At 71.6% G+C, this 15,603-nt stretch carries 16 protein-coding genes; 3 read left to right on the forward strand and 13 right to left on the reverse strand.

Translation table 11 applies throughout. From position 1 onward, the window contains the following. Positions 1-15: 15 nt before the first annotated feature. Positions 16-663 carry a response regulator transcription factor gene (locus tag ACFPLC_RS19015; protein ID WP_191312290.1) on the forward strand — a complete coding sequence of 216 codons (648 nt, stop codon included), beginning with the start codon at positions 16-18 and terminating at the stop codon, positions 661-663. Next, positions 660-1,853 carry a sensor histidine kinase gene (locus tag ACFPLC_RS19020; RefSeq protein WP_378189082.1) on the forward strand — a complete coding sequence of 398 codons (1,194 nt, stop codon included), beginning with the start codon at positions 660-662 and terminating at the stop codon, positions 1,851-1,853. The genes ACFPLC_RS19015 and ACFPLC_RS19020 overlap by 4 nt, the downstream gene beginning before the upstream one ends. A 199-nt stretch (positions 1,854-2,052) precedes the next feature. On the opposite strand, the gene ACFPLC_RS19025 is transcribed toward ACFPLC_RS19020, so the two are convergent. The 10 genes from ACFPLC_RS19025 to ACFPLC_RS19070 all read right to left on the reverse strand — a co-directional run bounded on the left by ACFPLC_RS19025 (position 2,053) and on the right by ACFPLC_RS19070 (position 12,105). Then, on the reverse strand, positions 2,053-3,348 hold the full coding sequence (locus tag ACFPLC_RS19025) for an IS256 family transposase (RefSeq protein ID WP_378235875.1): 1,296 nt from the start codon (positions 3,346-3,348) through the stop codon (positions 2,053-2,055). Further along, entirely contained in the window at positions 3,314-4,636 is a 1,323-nt protein-coding gene (locus ACFPLC_RS19030; protein WP_378235876.1) for a hypothetical protein, read from the reverse strand. Before ACFPLC_RS19030 ends, ACFPLC_RS19025 begins: the two co-directional genes overlap by 35 nt. Before the next feature lie 57 nt (positions 4,637-4,693). Next, positions 4,694-5,983 (reverse strand): histidine--tRNA ligase, encoded by a 1,290-nt coding sequence (hisS, locus tag ACFPLC_RS19035; protein ID WP_191312142.1) that lies wholly within the window; start codon positions 5,981-5,983, stop codon positions 4,694-4,696. 23 nt (positions 5,984-6,006) lie between these two features. Further along, on the reverse strand, positions 6,007-6,396 hold the full coding sequence (locus ACFPLC_RS19040) for a hypothetical protein (protein WP_378204009.1): 390 nt from the start codon (positions 6,394-6,396) through the stop codon (positions 6,007-6,009). An 84-nt stretch (positions 6,397-6,480) separates the two neighbouring features. Beyond that, positions 6,481-7,647: an amidohydrolase family protein gene (locus ACFPLC_RS19045; protein ID WP_378204012.1), complete on the reverse strand. Its 1,167-nt coding sequence runs from the start codon at positions 7,645-7,647 to the stop codon at positions 6,481-6,483. Further along, positions 7,635-8,774 carry an MAB_1171c family putative transporter gene (locus tag ACFPLC_RS19050; protein WP_378204015.1) on the reverse strand — a complete coding sequence of 380 codons (1,140 nt, stop codon included), beginning with the start codon at positions 8,772-8,774 and terminating at the stop codon, positions 7,635-7,637. The genes ACFPLC_RS19045 and ACFPLC_RS19050 overlap by 13 nt, the downstream gene beginning before the upstream one ends. Next, a complete protein-coding gene (locus ACFPLC_RS19055) occupies positions 8,771-9,292 on the reverse strand; it encodes a hypothetical protein (protein ID WP_191312135.1) in 522 nt (173 codons plus the stop codon). Before ACFPLC_RS19055 ends, ACFPLC_RS19050 begins: the two co-directional genes overlap by 4 nt. Beyond that, positions 9,289-9,693 carry a helix-turn-helix domain-containing protein gene (locus ACFPLC_RS19060; protein ID WP_191312133.1) on the reverse strand — a complete coding sequence of 135 codons (405 nt, stop codon included), beginning with the start codon at positions 9,691-9,693 and terminating at the stop codon, positions 9,289-9,291. The genes ACFPLC_RS19055 and ACFPLC_RS19060 overlap by 4 nt, the downstream gene beginning before the upstream one ends. A 295-nt stretch (positions 9,694-9,988) precedes the next feature. After that, positions 9,989-10,429 (reverse strand): flavodoxin family protein, encoded by a 441-nt coding sequence (locus ACFPLC_RS19065; protein ID WP_378204020.1) that lies wholly within the window; start codon positions 10,427-10,429, stop codon positions 9,989-9,991. Between the two features lie 65 nt (positions 10,430-10,494). After that, a complete protein-coding gene (locus tag ACFPLC_RS19070) occupies positions 10,495-12,105 on the reverse strand; it encodes a phospho-sugar mutase (RefSeq protein ID WP_378204023.1) in 1,611 nt (536 codons plus the stop codon). Between the two features lie 30 nt (positions 12,106-12,135). Between ACFPLC_RS19070 and ACFPLC_RS19075 the strand changes: the two genes are divergently transcribed. Beyond that, on the forward strand, positions 12,136-13,287 hold the full coding sequence (locus ACFPLC_RS19075; RefSeq protein WP_378204026.1) for a glycosyltransferase: 1,152 nt from the start codon (positions 12,136-12,138) through the stop codon (positions 13,285-13,287). An 82-nt stretch (positions 13,288-13,369) separates the two neighbouring features. Here the strand turns inward: ACFPLC_RS19075 and ACFPLC_RS19080 are convergent, their stop codons facing one another. From ACFPLC_RS19080 to ACFPLC_RS19090, 3 genes are read right to left on the reverse strand one after another with little or no spacing between them, the layout of a single operon-like run. Next, on the reverse strand, positions 13,370-14,149 hold the full coding sequence (locus tag ACFPLC_RS19080) for a purine-nucleoside phosphorylase (protein ID WP_378204029.1): 780 nt from the start codon (positions 14,147-14,149) through the stop codon (positions 13,370-13,372). Further along, on the reverse strand, positions 14,146-14,565 hold the full coding sequence (locus tag ACFPLC_RS19085; protein ID WP_378204032.1) for an ABA4-like family protein: 420 nt from the start codon (positions 14,563-14,565) through the stop codon (positions 14,146-14,148). Before ACFPLC_RS19085 ends, ACFPLC_RS19080 begins: the two co-directional genes overlap by 4 nt. Beyond that, positions 14,562-15,503: a hypothetical protein gene (locus ACFPLC_RS19090; RefSeq protein WP_378204034.1), complete on the reverse strand. Its 942-nt coding sequence runs from the start codon at positions 15,501-15,503 to the stop codon at positions 14,562-14,564. Before ACFPLC_RS19090 ends, ACFPLC_RS19085 begins: the two co-directional genes overlap by 4 nt. Positions 15,504-15,603: the final 100 nt, after the last annotated feature.

The following is a 15,603-nucleotide window of genomic DNA, read 5'->3' on the forward strand; positions in this document are numbered from 1 at the left end:
GTGGCGAAGCCGAGAGTGCTGCTGGTCGAAGACGACCGCGAACTGGCGGGCATGCTGGGGGAGCTGCTTGCGGACGAGGGCTACGAGACGGAGGTGGCGCACGACGGCCAGCGTGGTCTGCACCTCGGGCTCACCGGGAGCTACGACGTGATGGTCATCGACCGCCGCGTCCCGGTGCTCGACGGGCTGGAGCTGCTGCGGCGGCTGCGGGCCCGCGCGGTGACCACGCGGGTCCTGGTGCTCTCGGCGCTGGGGGAGGTGGCCGACCGCGTGGCGGGCCTGGACGCCGGCGCGGACGACTACCTCGTCAAGCCGTTCGAGGCCGAGGAACTGCTCGCGCGACTGCGCGCGCTGGGCCGTCGTGACCTCGACGGCGCCGAGTGCCTGCCCCTCGGCACGGCCGCCCTCGACCTGCGGCGGCACGAGGTCGTGCTGCCGCGCGGCGAGCGGATCACGTTGTCCGGCCGGGAGTTCGAGCTGTTGCGGACGCTGGCCCAGCGGCCCAAGGCGATCCACCCGCGGGCCGCGTTGCGCACGCGCGTGTTCGCCGACTCGACCGGCGAGTCCATTGTGGACACGTACGTGTACTACCTGCGGCGCAAGCTCGGCCGGGACGCCGTGCGGACCGTGCACGGCCTCGGGTACCAGATCGGCGTGGTATGAGCCCCGCTCCCGAGGACCGGGTCCTGCGGCGGGCGCGGTGGGTGATCACCGCGCAGATCGCCGTGGTGGTGTCGCTGCTCGTGGCCGTCGCGGGCGCGATCGCGTACGGGATCCTGCTCTCGGGCCAGCACGCCGACGCGGACCGGCTGCTGGCCAGGACGATCCAGCTCGGCCCCGGCACGACCCCGCCCGGCTGCGTCTGGCTGTTCACGCCGGGGGCGCACGCGCCGGCGGGGCCGCCGCCGGCGGGGATGCCGATCCCGGAGCTGAACGCGTTCGTGCCGTCGCCCGGCGACGTCCACACCGAACGGCGGTCGATCGACGGGATGACGTACACGTTCCGGGTGGAGAACCGCGGCGGTGTCGTCTCCCAGGCGTTCTTCGAGGAGCGGTACCAGATGCAGGACCGGGCGTCGCTGGTGTTCGGGCTCGGCGTCGCCGAGGCGCTGGCGCTGCTGGCCGCGCTGGGGTCCGGGCGGGTGCTGGCCCGCCGGGCGATCCGGCCGCTGGAGGACGCGCTGCGGCGGCAGCGGACGTTCGTCGCGGACGCGTCCCACGAACTGCGCGCCCCGCTGACCCGGCTGCACACGCGCGCGCAGCTGCTGGCCCGGCGGGCGTCCGGCCGCGACGCGGCGGAGCTCGACCACCTGGTCCGCGGCACGCGGGAACTCGGCGAGGTCGTCGAGGACCTGCTGCTGTCGGCGCAGGCGTGCGGCGAGCGGCCGTCGCTGGAACTGGTCGAGCTGGGCGTGCTGGCCGAGGAGGCGGTGGCGGCGGAAGCGGTGCGCGCTTCGGAGGGCCAGGTCCGGTTGGCGGTGACGCGCGAGCGGCGACCGTACGTCGTCCAGGGCGTGCCGACGGCGTTGCGCCGCGTGCTGTCGGCGTTGCTGGACAACGCGCTCGGCCACACCCCACCGGGCGGTTCGATCGAGGTCTGGCTCGGCGTTCCGGACGAGCGGCACGTGGAGCTGCGCGTCCGCGACACGGGCGTGGGCTTCCCGGCCGCCGACGCCGACCGCATCTTCGAGCGATTCGCCCGCGGCTCCGACGGCGACGGCCGCCGCTTCGGCCTCGGCCTCGCCCTGGTCCGCGAAGTCGTGACGGGCCACGGCGGCACGATCGCCGCGGCCACCCGCCCCGGCTCCGGAGCCACGTTCACCCTCCGCCTCCTCCGCGCCGACCCCTCGTGATCAGCAGGTCGACACGCGTGATTGCCGGGTCGACACGCGTGATCGGGGCGACGACACGACACGCCACGCCCGGTTTCGTCGTGTCGACCCTTCAATCACGCGTGTCGGCTGCTCAATCACGCAAGTTGACCCTTCCCGCACGCCGGCTCGGGAGGGCGAAGCGGGTCTATCCCGTGATCGGTGTTTCCGGCGTTGTTGATCAGTAGGTTTCGGCTCCCGGCCAGCGGTCACCGAACGTGATGGCGAACGCGTTGATCACTGGCTTCCAACGCATCGTCCACCGGGCGCGGCCTGTCCCGGTCGGGTCCAGGCTGCGGGTCACAAGGTACAGGCACTTCATCGCGGCCTGCTCGGTCGGGAAGTGCCCTCGTGCACGGACTGCCCGCCGGTAACGGGCGTTCAATGATTCGATCGCGTTCGTGGAGCAGATCATCGTCCGGATCTCGACGTCATAGTCAAGGAACGGCGTGAACTCATTCCAAGCGTTGCGCCACAAACGAATCACCGCTCCATGCTTCGCCCCCCATTTCTCCTCAAATTCGTCGAGAGCGACCGCGGCGGCGTCCGGGCTGGGTGCGGTGTAGATGGGTTTGATGTCGCGTTTCACCGCCTCCCAGTCCCGGCGGGACACGAGCCGGAACGTGTTGCGAATGAGGTGGACGATGCAGGTCTGCACAATAGTTTGCGGCCACACGTTCGTCACCACCTCGGGCAGGCCTTTGAGGCCGTCGCAGACGAGGAAGAACACGTCCCGGATGCCGCGGTTCTTCAGGTCGATCAGCACGCTCATCCAGAACTTCGCGCCCTCGCCGCCGGTGCCCATCCACAGGCCCAGGACGTCCTTGTGACCGTCGATGGTGACGCCGATGGCGGCATAGACGGGCCGGTTGGCGACCTGGCCGTCGCGGACCTTGACATGGATAGCGTCGATGAACACCGCCACGTACACCGCGTCGAGGGGACGGTTGGACCATTCCTGCATCTCGGCGACGACCTTGTCGGTGATCCGTGAGATCGTTTCCTTGCTGACCGAGGATCCGTAGATCTCGGCGAAATGCGCCGAGATATCCCCGCTCGTCATTCCCTTCGCATACAGCGACAGCACGATCTCATCCACTTCGGTGAGCCGCCGCTGCCGTTTCTTCACGATCTGCGGTTCGAACGTGCTCTCCCGGTCCCGTGGTACGTTGATGCCGACCTCACCCGCAGCGTCCGAGATCACCGTTTTCGGGCGTGTGCCGTTGCGCACGTTCGTCGACTCCCGGTCCGGGTCGGCCTGGTTCTTCTCGTGCCCGAGGTGCTCGGTCATCTCCTCGTTGAGGGCGGTTTCCAGCACGTTCTTGGTGAACAGCTTCAGCAACCCGTCCGGCCCGGTCAGCGCCAGCCCGCGGGCCTTCGCCTCGGCCACCATCGCCGCCGCGGCGGCCTGCTCCGGCGACAGCTCCCGCGTCGGCTTGGACTCACTCTTGCGTGGACTCACAAGGTCCGATGTCATCACTCACAGTGCCCATCCCGCCGGACCTCAGCCCGGCGTGTCGGGCCGGAAACACCGATCCTGAGACAGTCCCGGCGAAGCGGATTTCGCGGGCTGTTTCGGGCGGGAGACGGCCGAGGTGGGCCTCGATTTCGGTGGTGAGGGTGGGGGAGGGGGTGGTGTAGGTGGCCGCGGAGTGCTGGAGCCAGGCGTGGATGTCCTGGTGGGCGTCGGCCGCGAGGTCCGGGTCGGCCAGGAGGGTGAGGTCCGTGTGCAGGCGCAGCCAGGTGCCGTGGTCGCGGAGGAGGGCCGCGGCCGCGCGGCGCGTGTGGAGCGGGTGGGCCCGGGCCAGGAGGGGCCGGAGCGTGGCCGGGTCGATAAATCGGCCGCGCAGGAAGGCCACCACCTCGCGGGTCACCGCGGGCGACGGGTCCGTCAGCAACGGCCGCACCGCAGCCGACTCCGGGGCGATCCGGCGCAGGCCGCGGACGGCCGCCCGGCGGATGCGGGGACGCTCGTCGGCGAGGTGACGTTCCAGGAGCGGGGCGTCGGCGGCAGTGCCGGTTTCGCCGAGCCCGGCGAGGGCGCCGAACGACACCGGCAGCGTGCGGTAGTGCGCCGCCGGGTCCGGAACGAGGACCTGGGCCATCGCGCGCACGGCCGACGACCGGTCCGCGAGGCGGGCCACGGCGGCTTCGGGACCGAGCAGCGTCAACGCCCGCACCCGGACCTTCGGTGCCCCGGCCGCCAGCAGCTCCTCGACGCACTCGCCGCGGTCGAGCAGCGCGTCGCCGCAGATCGCGCGCACCACGAAGTCGGGGTGCGTGGACGCGATCTCCAGCAGCCGCTCGCGGGGCAGCAGCCCGAGCGCCTCGCGGTGGGCCCAGCGGCGGCTTTCCCGGTCGTCCGCGGCCAAGGCGGCGTCGAGCACGCTCGGCAGTGCGTCGCGCAGCAGCGTGGTCATCCAGTCGTCGACCGCACGCCGCCGCAGGACACCGAGCAGCGGCAGCATCGCGCGCAGGGCCGCATCGTCCAGTTTGGACAGGACAGCCGACCGGGCGCGTTCCCGGACCGGCCGGACCCAGTCGACGCACCGGATCAGCAGCAGCGGGAGCGCTTCGGGATCGGTGCTGACCGCGAGCCGCTCGACGGCGGCCTCGCGCAGGTACCCGTCACCATCGCACGCGGCTTCGGCCAGCTCTTCCCGTGAGGGCCGGCGGCTCAGCCGTCGCCCGCGGCGGTACCCCGACTCCCGCCGCACGGTGAGGTCGAACTCGACCCACTGCCGCACATCTTCGAACTCGATCATCGGCCTCCCCCTCCGCCGCCCAGGATGCCCGGACGCCGGAGGGGGAGTCGAACCGATTTACGCCAGCAGCGCCCGCACCGCCGCCGGGGCGTCGGCGACCGCGACCGGGTTCTGCTCCCGGGTCGCCAGGCTGCGGACCGTCACGTTCCCCGCGGCCCAGTCCTCCTGGCCGACGATCACCACCGCGACCGCGCCCGCCTTGTCCGCGCGGGTCAGTTCCTTGCCCAGCTTGCGGTGCTCGATCGGCGTCGACGTCCGCAGGCCCGCGCCGCGCAGGGACGCCGCCACCGACCGGGCCGCGTCGAAGAGGTCCTCGGTCACCGGGATCACCATGACGTCGACCTCGCTGCGCGGGGCCGGGGTCAGGCCGTGCGTGTCGAGGAAGTCGATCAGCGTGACGTCGCCCATGCCGAACCCGATGCCCGGGATCTGCTGCGGCGTGAACATCGACGCGAGGTCGCTGTAGCGGCCGCCGCCGAAGAGGGCACGGCGGTTCTCCGGCGAGGTGTCGAAGACCTCGAACACGGTCGACGTGTAGTACGCCAGCCCGCGCACGATCATCGGCTCGTACTTCACCAGCGAACCCGCGCTGCTGTTCAGCACCCGGACCAGGTTCGACTGCTCCCGCACGTCGGCCGGCAGCTCGTCGAGCAGCGCCTCGCCCGCGTCGAGCGTCTCGGCGAGCTTCTCGAACTGCTTGTCCGAGAGCCCGATCTCCCCGGCGCTCTCGGCCAGCTTCTCGCGCGGGTACTTCTCCCAGCGGTCGACCAGCGCGAACACCTGGGCCAGGTGGTCCGCCGACACACCGGCCACGTCGGTGAGCGCGGACGTCAGCAGGTTCCGGTCGTTGACGCGCAGCACGAACATGTCCGGCGTCGCGCCCAGCGCGGCCATCAGGTCGTGGACCAGCTCGAAGATCTCGATCTCGCAATTGGCGCTGTCCGAGCCGAAGATGTCCGCGTTGATCTGCCAGTGCTCACGCACGCGGCCGCGCTGCGGCGCTTCGTAGCGGTGGCAGTTCGGGTGGCTGTACCAGCGGACCGGGAACGACAGCGACTTCGCGCTCCCGGCGATCATCCGCGCCACCGATGGCGTCATCTCCGGCCGCAGCGCCAGCCGCCGCCCGCCCTTGTCAGTCAGCGTGTACAGCTGCTTGTCGGCGATCTCCTGGCCGGACTTCCGCTCGTAGATCTCGGCCGATTCGAGGATCGGGCCGTCGTAGCGGAGAAAGCCGCGGCGCTCGAGGACGTCGTAGAGATGACCGAACACCTGGGTACGCACGGACATTTCGGCGGGCAGGAAGTCCCGGGTCCCCTTGTAGGGCGCGGTCGGCAGGTATTCAGGCACGTCACCAGCTTAACGACCGGCGCTCAGGCGAAAGCGACCCCGTACGCGGTGAGGAGCGTGGCCGCGGCCAGGAGAACTGCGCCCACGGACGTCACGCGGCCGCCGAGCTTGCCCTTGTTCGGCAGCAGGTGGAGGAAGAAACCACCCGATTGGGCAAGGATGCCGAACAGCAGCAGGAAGCAGGCGACCCACAGCGCCGGGTCGGACAGCGTCGTGCGGCTCAGGATCTGCAGCGCGACCAGGGCGAGGATCAGCAGGACGCCGGCGTGGGCGTGGCCGGCCCGGAACATCGCCCGCTGGTGTTCGGTCAGCTTGCGGTCGCGCAGGACGCCCATCAGCGCGTAGCCGCCGTACATCACGGTCGGCAGCGAGACCAGGGCGATCACCGTGAACAGCTGAATGGGTCCGTGCATCGGGGGCTCCTTCGAGGTGGCTGCGGTTACTGTAACACTGTTTTAAAACGCCGTCACGCAAGCGGGCATTCCCCGATCGGGGACCTAGGTGGACCGGCCCTGGGCCAGGACCAGCAGCGGGTTGCGGAGCGCGGCCAGCGACGCGAGGGGATCGCCTTCGACGACCAGGACGTCCGCCGCGAGCCCGGCTTCGAGCCGCCCGGTGACGGCGCTCAGGCCCAGCCCGGCCGCGCTGTCCTCGGTCGCGATCTCCAGGATCCGGCGCCGCGGGAAGCCGAGCCACTCGTACAGCTCCAGCGCGCCGACCGGGTCGTCGAACACCGAGCCCGGCAGGCCCGCGTCGGTCCCGGACAGCAGCCGGACGCCGTGCTCCTCGAGCCACGGCAGCCGCCCGTACATCGCCTGCGCGACCTCGTCGCCGAGCTTCTCGACGATCACCCGCCAGTTGCGGCTGCTCGTCGAGCACGCGGAAATCCCGTCGGCCGCCATCCGTTGGGCGACCTTCGGGCGGCGGTCGAACGAGCGCGGGCCGGTCAGGAAGCTGCAGTGCTCGACCGTCGAGACCCCCGCCTCGACGGCGGCTTCGATCGCGTCGGCGCCGTGGGCGTGGGCCGCCACCGGCAACCCGTGCGACGCCGCGTGCGCGACGATCAGCGACAGCTGCCGCGCGTCGAACTGCGACTCCCACATGTCCGCGCCGCCTTCGGTGAGCTGGCCGCCGCTGGCCATCACCTTGATCACGTCCGCACCCGCGGCCGCGTTCGCGTCGATCAGAGCGCGGATTTCGCCGTCGGAAGCCGTTTCGCCGCCGAAAAAGTGGCAATGCCCGCCCGGCGCGGTGATCGGCGGACCCGACACCAGCAACCGCGGGGCCGCCGATCCCTCGAACGAATGCCGGACGGCCGCGCCGAGGTGTCCGCGGTCACCGAGGTCCCGCACGGTCGTGACACCGCTGCGCAGCATCGACGTCAGCCGTGAGCGCGCGCCGTTCAGGAGGTCTTCGGTTTCCGAGAAGTGGGCCAGCACCTCCCGGGAGGCGTCGAACGCCAGGTGCACGTGGACGTTGAAGAGCCCGGCCAGCGCGGTCCCGGTGGGAAAGTCGTGTTGGACCGCGTCCGGCGCGGCCTGCGCGACGACGTCCGCGCGCGGGCCCGCCGCGACGATCACTCCGTCGCGTACCAGCACGGCACCGTCGTCGACCGGGGTGGCCGGCCGCGGCAGCACCCGGCCGGCGGTGATCAGCGTGTCCACGTCACTTCCCCGTTCGCCATGGCGGCCGAGAGCGCGAGCAGCGGCCGGACGTCGGATTCGAGGTCGTCCGCCCCGGCGGGCAGGACCTGCTTGGCGCGGCCGTCGCTGGCCTCGCCGTCCGCGTGCCGCCGCAGCGCCGCCTTCAGTGCGGCCGCCGCGGCCGCGGGATCGGTGGCGACGACCTCGCCGAAGTCCGCGTCCAGGTACGGCGACAGCTGCACCAGGCCGTCGCGGATCTCGATCACCCGGCGGTAGTGCACGCGGTGGATGCCGCGCGGGGAGAGCCGGTCGCCGCGGCGCGGCGGCGTCCGCAGCACGATGCTGGGGAACGCCTCGACCAGGACCGTCCACAACGGAGCCAGTGCCGCGTGCTCCCGCCGGTGCTGGCGACGCCGCCGCAGCGCCGAGACGCGCGCCCGCACCCCCGGGTAGGTGACGCCGGCGAGGAACAGCATCCCGCCGACGATCACGAACGGCACGCCCAGCAGCAGCAGGATCTTGACCACGTGCCCGAACACCCACGCCACCACGATGTACAGCGCGCGGAAGATGCTGCCGGCGGCCGCGCTGGCCATGCCGATCGCGCTCAGCCGCAGCCCGATCCGCAGGTCGCGGTCGGCCACCCGCAGGTACCGCACGATCCAGGCCGTGCAGGCGACGAGCCCGTAGATCAGGTACAGGCCGGCGCCGAGGTAGAACGCCGCCACCCCGCTGTCGTGGATCGTCGACGGCCCCAGCGGCAGGCCCCGTAGCTGCGGCGGGGTCAGGGTCATCGTGACAACCATCAACGCGATCGCCGCCGCCAGTGGCACCAGCTCCAGCGCCACCCTCCGGTAGCGGCGGGGGCCCAGCGCCGAGCCGAGGAAGAAGATCACCAGCGCGCAGATGCCGCACGCGAGCAGGGCGTTGTTCGCCACCCGGGCCGCGCCCCGGCCCAGCAGCGCGTCCACTTCGTCGGAGACGACCGGCTGCTGCAGCAGGAACGCCGCGGCGAACCCGGCCACGCACGCGGTGACGGCCCAGTTCGGCACGGTCGGCGCGCGCGTCACCTGGTAGATCCGCCACGCCAGCGCGGCGGCGAACAGCACCAGAGCCAGCAGGTTGACCGGGCTGAAAAGCGTGCTCACAACCACCCTTGGTGATCGCCGAGCGCCCCTTGGATCCGGCGGAGATCCCGGTCCGCAGCGCGCCGCGGGATCGTGTAGTTCAGGACCGACGCCCACTCGAGGATGATGGTCGCGACGGTCTCGGCTTCCCACTCGTGCGCGTCATCGTAGGACGAGCGGCGCAGGGCGCGGTGTACGGCATCCGGGTCGAGATCGGGAGCCGGGCCGCGCAGGAAGTCCGTCGGCTCGGCGTCGCCGTGCGGGTGGTGGTCCGCCAGCATGTGCCCGAGCTCGTGCAGGATGATGTGGTCCTGGTGCGATTTCGTCGTTTCGGCCTGGTAGAAGATGTAATCCGCGGACGACGTCGCGATCCAGCAGCCGAACGGCCCCGGCACTTCGAGCGGGTACGCGAGCAGCCGGATCGGCTTCCCGCGCCGCTCGCCCAGCCGCGCGCACAGCACCTCGACGTCCAGCGGCGGCCCGATGTCCAGGTCCTTGAGCAGCTTCCGGCAGCGGCGGCGCAGCTCGCGCTCCTTCATCGCGAGGGGTCCTCCGGGTTCCGGCCCTCGCGTTCGGCCCGCTCGTAGCGCTCGACGAGTTCCAGCAGGTCCATCACCTGCCGGCGGCCCTGCGGGGACAGCTCCTGGGCGCGCATCGCCATCAGCTGCGCCTCACCCGCCGGCGGCGCGGCCGCCTCTTCGTCGAAGAAGTACGTCACCGGCACGCCGAACAGCCTCGCCAGCGCCTCGACGTAGTGGATCTTCGGGTTGACCCGCTTGCCGGTGGCGAGCTGCTGCAGGTACGCGGGCGACATCGCCGGGCCGCCCGCCCGCTCGACGGCGGCCGAGATCTCCCGGTAGCTGTGCGGCGCGCGGCCGTCCACCCGAGCGGCCTCGATCAGGGCGCTCAGGCGTTCCGCGAAGGTGCGTTGCCGTGCCATCTCCACCCCCTGGATTCGAGCCGCGGAAATTCTAGCCGCAAAAACCACTGTACGCACATGTTGACAGCCATCGTATGCAGTGGTTTACAGTTGGCTCGCCTCTCGCCTGGCTCTCCGTGCCCTGGGGGTGCACGGAACGGCCAAGGCGAGAGGTTGTCATGCCTTCGACTCGTCATGATCGGCCGTCTGTAGTACGCTTCAGGGGTCAAGGTCGATCGCCCTCGGGCGAACCCTTGACCACGGCCTGTTGCCGGAGGTCGACCCCCAGGGCTTCCGGTGACAGGCCCCTTTACGTTCAGGCCATCAGCGTCGCGGCCAGCGTGCCGCCGAGTTCGGTGCCCGCTTCGAGGGTCTTCTTGTCCGGTTCACCCGTGCTGATGACGGGTTCCGCCGCTTCAGCCCACGCCAGGCCGGTCGTGATGGCCAGCAGTTGCCGCTGCGTGCCCGGAATGTCGCTGTTGCCGTGAATCCAGTACCCGAACGGGCGACCTCGGGTCTCGTCCAGGCACGGGTAGTAGATCGTGTCGAAGAAGTGCTTCAGCGCGCCGCTCATGCTGCCGAGGTTCGCCGGGGTGCCGAGCAGGTAGCCGTCCGCTTCGAGGACGTCGGTGACCGTGGCCGCCAGAGCCGCGCGGCGGACCACGGTCACCCCCTCGATGTCGGGGTGCGTCGCCCCGGCCACGACCGCCTCGAACAGCGCCTGCGTCGACGGCGACGGCGTGTGGTGTCCATCCATGCCCCCGCCGCCACCCTCAACGGAGGCGCTGCGCGCCGCAGTGTCGATTCAACGCAGCCGCGGCATCAGGCCAGCAGCTCCTCGACGTCCGCGCGCAACGCCGTCAGCCGCTCCTGCGCCGCTTCGCGCGCGCTGTCCACCACCTGCAGGTACGCCTTCAGCTTCGGCTCGGTCCCGGACGGCCGGACGACCACGCGTACGCCATCGCCGGTGAGCCGCACCACGTCGGCGTCCGGCAGCAGGTCTTCGAGGGTGACGTCGACGCCGCCGAGCCGGGCCGGCGGGGTGGTGCGCACCTTCGTCATCAGCTGCCCGCGGACGGCGAGATCGGTGACCCGCAGCGAAACCTGGTCGGTCAGGTGGACGCCGTGGCGGTGCGCCAGCTCGTCGAGCACGTCGAGCGGGGTGCGGCCCTGCGCCTTGAGCTGCGCGGCGAGCCCCGCGGCCAGCGTCGCGGCGGCGATGCCGTCCTTGTCGCGCACGAAGCCCGGGTTCACGCACAGCCCGAGCGCCTCCTCGTAGGCGAACACCAGCCCTTCGCCGGCGCGGACCAGCCACTTGAAGCCGGTCAGCGTCTCGGCGTACCGGGCGCCTTCGGCCTTGGCGATTTCGCCGAGCATCGACGACGACACGATCGTGGTGGCCACCAGCGGGTCCGGCAGCGTCGTACGGTCCACTGTGGACAAGACGTACGAGCCGAGCAGCACGCCGGTTTCGTCGCCGCGCAGCATCCGCCACTCGCCGTTTCGTTCGCGCACGCCGAGCGCGCAGCGGTCGGCGTCCGGGTCGAGCGCGATCGCCAGGTCGGCGTCCACATCGGACGCCAGCGCGAGCAGCAGGTCCGTCGCGCCCGGCTCCTCGGGGTTCGGGAACGAGACGGTCGGGAAGTCCGGGTCCGGCGCGGTCTGGGCCTCGACCAGGTGCAGGTCGGTGAACCCGGCCCGCTCGAACGCCGCGCGCAGCGTGTCGGCACCGACGCCGTGCAACGCCGTCGCGGCCACGCGCACCGCGCGTTCGTGCCCCAGCGGCAGCGTCGCGACCTCGTCGAGGTACCGCGGCAGCAGGTCGACGACCTCGGCGCCGGGCGCCCGCGGCACGTCGGCGGCCGGCGGCGCGGCCTCGATGGCGCGCTCGATCTCGCCGTCGGACGGCGGGACGATCTGCCCGCCGGTCGCGTCGTAGAGCTTGTACCCGTTGTCCGCCGGGGGGTTGTGCGACGCGGTGATCTGGATCCCGGCCACCGCGCCGAGCCGGCCGACGGCGAACGCGAGCACCGGTGTCGGCAGCGGGCGGGGGAACACCTTGACGTCGAAGCCGGCCGCGGTCAGCACCTCGGCGGTCGCCGTCGCGAAGGCTTCCGAGCCGTGCCGCGCGTCGCGGCCGACGACGACCAGCGCGCCGGCGTGCCCGTGCGCCTTCAGCCATTCCGCGACCCCGGCCGTCGTGCGGGTGACGACGGCGACGTTCATCCCGTTGGGCCCGGCGCGCACCGGGCCGCGCAGGCCGGCGGTGCCGAACTCCAGGGGGCCGGCCAGCCGGTCGGCGAGGTCTCCGGCGGCCGCGGGGTCGCTGCCGGCCCTGGCCAGTACGTCCTCGAGCTCGGCACGGGTGGCGGGGTCCGGATCGGCGGCGATCCAGCGGGAAGCGGCGTCACGCAGGGTGGAATCCGATGTCACCGCGACAGCCTACGGGCTATGGTCGGGTAGGTGCGCTTACTCTTCACCTCACTGGGGTCCTTCGGTCACACGTTCCCGCTCGTGCCGCTGGCGATCGCCGCACGCGACGCGGGCCACGACGTCGTCTTCGCCACCTCGGAAGACTTCCTGCCACAGCTGACGAAAGCCGGGCTCGACACCGCGGCCGCCGGGCTCGCCATCAAGGACGCCTTCGGGCAGGCGTTCGGCGGAGGGCGCCCGCCCGGGCCGCCGGGGGACATCCCCCAGGAGGTGCTCCTCCCGATCGTCGCGAAGGTGTTCGGCGAGCTGATGCCGAAGCGGTTCCTCGCCGACCTGCTGCCGCTGTTCGAGCACGTCCGGCCCGATCTGGTGGTGAGTGAGGCGGGCAATTCGGGTGGGGCGTTCGCCGCGCTGAAGGCGGGAATCCCGGTGGTGGCGCACGGTTTCGGCCGCGTGTCGACCGGCGACCCGATGACCGGGAAGATCCGGGACGCGATCCGCTCGCACGCGGCCGAGCTGGGCATCGAGGTCGGCGAGGACCTGGCGTTCGGCGGCCCGTTCGTCGACATCTGCCCGGAGTCGGTGCAGGACCCGGAGTTCCTGGCGCGCACCCACCGGGTGCCGCTGCGCCCGGTCGGCTGGAGCGAGCCGGGCGAGCTGCCGTCGGGTGTCTTGGACAAGCGGCGTCCGCTGGTCTACCTGACGCTGGGCACGGCGATGGGCCACGCGGGCGTGCTCACCGAGGCGATCGCCGGACTGTCCGGTTTGGACGTCGACGTCCTGGTCGCCACCGGCCCGTCGCTGCCCGAGGGCGCGCTGGGCGAGGTGCCGGAGAACGTCCGGCTCGCGGCGTGGGTCCCGCAGGCGGCGCTGCTCCCGCACGTCGACCTGGTCGTCCACCACGGCGGCAGCGGCACGACGCTCGGCGCGTTCGGCGCGGCCCTCCCGCAGCTGCTGCTGCCGCAGGGCGCGGACCAGTTCACCAACGCGGACGCGGTCCTCGCGGCCGGCGTCGGCGACCGCCTCCTCGGCCCCGAAGTCACCGCCGAGGCCGTCGCCACCAAGGCCCGTCACCTCCTCACGGACACCTCGGTCCGCGACGCGGCCCCGACCCTGGCCGCCGAAGTCGCGGCCATGCCCTCCCCAGCCGAGGTGGCCGCCGAACTCCCCACCCTCACCTGACCAACCCCGTCACTTTCATAGGGAAAGTAATGCGGAGGAGTTGCCTCCGGATCACTTTCCCTATGAAAGTGACGTCCAGGGGTCAGGCGCGGGTGACCAGTTCGCGGAGCAGGGAGCCCATCTTCGTGGCCGCCGCGCGGCCGGCTTCCAGGACTTCCTGGTGATTGAGCGGCTCGCCGGTCATGCCCGCGGCGAGGTTCGTCACCAGGGAGAGGCCGAAGACCTCGACGCCGGCCGCGCGGGCGGCGATCGCCTCCAGCACCGTCGACATGCCGACCAGGTCGGCGCCCAGCGTGCGCAGCATCCGGATCTCCGCCGGCGTCTCGAAGTGCGGCCCGACCAGGCCCGCGTAGACGCCTTCTTCGAGCGACGGGTCGATCTCCCGCGCGATCTTCCGCAGCCGCGCGGAGTAGAGGTCCGTCAGGTCGACGAAGTTCGCGCCGACGATCGGCGAGCGCGCGGTCAGGTTCAGGTGGTCGGCGATCAGCACCGGCTGACCCACCTGGAAGCCCTCGCGCAGGCCGCCCGCCGCGTTGGTCAGCAGCACCGACCGGACGCCGGCCGCCGCCGCGGTGCGCACGTTGTGCACCACCGGGTCGATGCCCTTGCCCTCGTAGAAGTGCGTCCGGCCCAGCATGACCAGGACGTTCTTGTCCCCGATCTTCAGCGACCGGATGGTGCCGCCGTGGCCCACCGCGCCGGGCGTGGTGAAGCCGGGCAGTTCGGCGAACGGGATCTCCGTCTCGCACTCCCCGATGACGTCCGCCGCCGGGCGCCAGCCCGAGCCCAGGACCACCGCGATGTCGTGCGCGTCGACGCCGGTGCGCTTGGCGATGGCGCTCGCGGCCTCTTGTTCAGTCATGCGAGGGAGCGTATCCGGACCGCCCGGACCACCAGGAACACCACCAGCCCGAACGGTGACAGGAAGATCGTCAGCAGCAGGATCGGGCTCACGATCCAGGGTGAGATGTCCCGGGTCCGCCCTTCGAAGTACATCCAGCGGGCGATGAACAGGTCGAACGCGATGAGGTGCGCCCAGGCCAGCCCGGCGCCCCACGGCGTGGCCAGCAGCGTCTGCAGGACGTCGAGGTCGGGCCGCAGCATCGCCCGCCCCCACTCGCCGAAGTGCGGCAGCACGAGCGCGAAGTAGCAGATCAGCGGCAGCAGCGGCACCCACGGCGACTTCATGATCCGCTCGGTCCACCGCCACTTCGGGGCCAGGATCAGCAGCGCCCAGAACGGCGCGGCCAGCGGGAAGGCCAGGTCGAAGAGGGTCATCGGACACGCACCGCGGCCCACGAACCCAGCCCGACCGCGGCGGCCAGCACGGCGAACGCCCCGAGCGTCGCCGCGTCCGGGTGCACGATCGGCTGCGCCCGCAGCGCCTGCCAGGTGACCAGCGCGATCAGGCCCGCGTACCCGGCCGCGCCGATCAGGACGAGCCGGGCGCGCACGACGTCGTCACGCAGCCGCGGGAACCGCGCAGCCAGCGCCACCAGCGCGATGGCGAGCAGCGGCAGCGCCTGCAGCGCGTGCATCCCGACGAAGTGCGGGATCCGCAGGTCGCCACCCACCGTGCTCCAGCCGAGGATCGGCAGGCCGGGGCCGCCGTCTTCGAGCCCGACGGTGTGCCCGCCGACCATCGACGGCCGTCCGCCGCTCTTCCACTGCGCGAGCTGCTGCGCGGTCGGGTTCGTCATCAGCTGGCCGAGCGAGATCCCCGCCAGCGAAAGGACCGCCCCAGTCCGCACCGCCCAGCGCGACGCGCGGTCGGGCACCTTCGTGAACAGCACCAGCACCGTGAGCGCCAGGGTGGCGACCCAGAGCACGGCGATCATCGCGGCCATGGTGCCGAAGATCGCGGCGTCCTGCGGGGTCTCGACGTTGAAGTGGCTCGCGCGGCCGCGGGCCGCCTGGAATACCAGCAGGACGTACTCGGCGGCGAAGATGAGGACCAGGAGGTTCGTCAGCCCGGCCGCCGTGCGCCGGAACCGCGGCAGCAGCGAGACGAGCCAGCTCCAGGTGGCGAAGTAGAGCGCACCGGACACCGCGAACTTGAACGGCTTCGCCCAGAGCGGCGCGCCTCCCAAGGTCCGCTGGTCGAGCACCATGGCGGCGACGCACAGCAGCGCCACCACCGCGAGGGCGGCGGCCGCGACCGCGGACGGCCGGTGCCACGTGTGGGTTCTACTCCGGAGATCGGCAAGGATGGTCACGGTTCCTCCCAGAACGGATAGTTAAGCTCTCCGTTTTGGGAAGTTAAACTATCCATGCTGAGAAGTCTTCAGGGTTGTCCCCGAGGCGGACCCCGGGATC

The sequence above is a fragment of the Amycolatopsis plumensis genome (genome assembly GCF_042652605.1).
GTDB lineage: Bacteria > Actinomycetota > Actinomycetes > Mycobacteriales > Pseudonocardiaceae > Amycolatopsis > Amycolatopsis plumensis.